Raw genomic sequence first — 2,284 nt, forward strand, 5'->3', positions numbered from 1 at the left:
ACTGTAATTACGAAATTAAAACAAACTGTTTCTGGATTAAAAAGTGCACAAGCTAGCTTAGAGGGATTCGCTCTTGATACGGATAACCAACAAGCTAAGCAACTTTTCCAAACAGCTGCACAGCAAACACAAACGATTATCGATTCTTTAAACCCACGCGTTGAAGAAGTCAAACAAGAAGAACCACAATACTCACAGCAATAACGAATCAGTCTTGCTGTGAAATAGAAAAAGGATGATATGCAGTCATCCTTTTTCTATCACATTACATATTGCAATAGAAATGGAATGATAAATATGCAAAAACTCGGACTCATAACCGTATTATTTGCCCTTCTATTTAGCTCTTTTACCGGATGTGATAATAGTCCTTTAGATAAAAAAGTGAAAGAAGAAGCAAAACGAACGGAGAAAGAGAAAGGTCCAAAGTTAACAAAAACGAGTATGGAATCCTTTAATCAATCTATATCACAAGGAGCCAAGAAAAGAGCTCTCACTATGGATGAAATTATAAAAAGTACAGCAGTAAATTCAAATTTAGATCTCTACATAGCAGTTACACCTGAGCATCACGAAAGATTTGGATTAAAACCTCTCCGTAAGAAGCTCCAAAAGCAGCTAAGTGATGAGCACCCCACTTTCGATGTTCGTGTAAGTACAGATAAAAAAATCTTTATGTTACTTGAAAAGCTTGAAAGAAAAATTAAGGAAAAGAAAGTATCTAAAGATGAAATTAATAAACAATTAAAATTCATTGGTAAAAAAATGGAGTCTAACACTTAACGCTTTTTAAAAGAAAAGGAAGGTTTGCAATGTCTAGTAAAGATAAAAACTTAACCCCTGTGCAACAGGAATATAAAAAATTCGAGCAAGAACGCGAACCGAAGCGTCCTGTCTTAAAAAACTGTATAAAAGCCTTTTTCGTTGGTGGTTTCATTTGCCTAATTGGGCAACTCATTTCTACTTTTTATATTACGTATTTCGATTTCACTGAACGCTCAGCAGGGAATCCAACAGTCGCAACTCTTATTTTCATCTCCATGTTATTAACTGGATTTGGTATATACGATCGGTTTGGTCAATTTGCCGGAGCAGGCACAGCTGTACCTGTCACTGGATTTGGTAACTCCGTTATTGCCGCATGTATCGAACACCGCACAGAAGGTTTTGTACTCGGCGTTGGTGGTAACATGTTTAAATTAGCTGGTTCTGTTATTTTATTTGGTGTATTTTCCGCTTTCGTCATCGCACTTATTAAAACGATTCTCGTTCAATGGGGAGGGCTATAAATGTTACAAGGACACCGAACGTGGGTATTTGAAAACAAACCAGTTATTATTTCGACGGGAGTCGTTGGCGGGCCGTTTGAAGCTAAAGGCAAAATTCCAGAAGACTTCGATACCCTCCATGAAGATTTATGGCTCGGACAAGATTCCTATGAAAAAGCACATAAAATTTTGTTCGAAGAAGCTTGTAGCCGCGCTACTGAAAAGGCAAAACTTCGTAAAGACGATATTCAATTTGTACTCGCAGGCGATTTAATTAATCAAATTACCCCTACAAGCTTTGCTTGCCGTACACTGGGCACTCCTTATCTCGGACTATTCGGCGCTTGTTCTACTTCTATGGAAGGTTTAGCACTTGGAGCAAGTATCGTAAATGCAAAAGGCGCAAAATATTTATTAACTGGTGCATCCAGTCATAATACAGCTGTAGAAAAACAGTTCCGCTATCCTACCGAATATGGTGGGCAAAAACCACCTACCGCGCAGTGGACAGTAACCGGAGCAGGAGCTGCTATTTTAAGCGATACTGGACACGGTCCTAGGGTAACATCTGCCACAATCGGACGAGTGGTTGATATGGGATTAACAGATCCATTTAATATGGGAGGTGCAATGGCTCCAGCTGCCGTTGATACAATTGAAGCCCATTTACGCGAACGACAAATTGATGCCTCTTACTACGATTTAATCGTAACGGGTGACCTCGGACATGTAGGACGCGAAATTGCTTATGACTTATTACATAAACACGGAACGAAAGTAACGAGCGAACAGTTTCAAGATTGCGGGCTGCTCATTTATAGAGAAGGGCAACCTGTCATCGCTGGCGCTAGTGGACCAGGGTGTTCCGCAACGGTCGTATACGGTCACTTATTAAACCGAATGAAAAGAGGAGAGTTTAATAAAATACTTGTCGTTGCGACAGGCGCTTTACTATCTCCACTTACATTCCAACAAGAAGAAACGATTCCGTGTATCGCTCATGCCGTTTCGATTGA

General features: G+C 39.7%; 4 protein-coding genes. All 4 read left to right on the plus strand.

Features of this window, described 5'->3' with window-relative positions:
• Positions 1-204, plus strand: a 204-nt coding sequence (locus tag BLT20_RS29965) for a DUF1657 domain-containing protein (protein WP_141770367.1), incomplete at its 5' end; no start/stop codon positions are given.
• A 93-nt stretch (positions 205-297) separates the two neighbouring features.
• A complete protein-coding gene (locus BLT20_RS29970; RefSeq protein ID WP_001170598.1) occupies positions 298-783 on the plus strand; it encodes a YhcN/YlaJ family sporulation lipoprotein in 486 nt (161 codons plus the stop codon).
• A 29-nt stretch (positions 784-812) separates the two neighbouring features.
• Positions 813-1,289, plus strand: a complete 477-nt coding sequence (gene spoVAC / locus BLT20_RS29975; protein WP_000095403.1) for a stage V sporulation protein AC — start codon at positions 813-815, stop codon at positions 1,287-1,289.
• Positions 1,290-2,284: stage V sporulation protein AD (spoVAD, locus tag BLT20_RS29980; protein WP_073340486.1), on the plus strand; the 995-nt coding region annotated here is incomplete at its 3' end.

This window comes from Bacillus sp. cl96, from assembly GCF_900100505.1.
Classification (GTDB): Bacteria; Bacillota; Bacilli; order Bacillales; family Bacillaceae_G; genus Bacillus_A; species Bacillus_A cereus.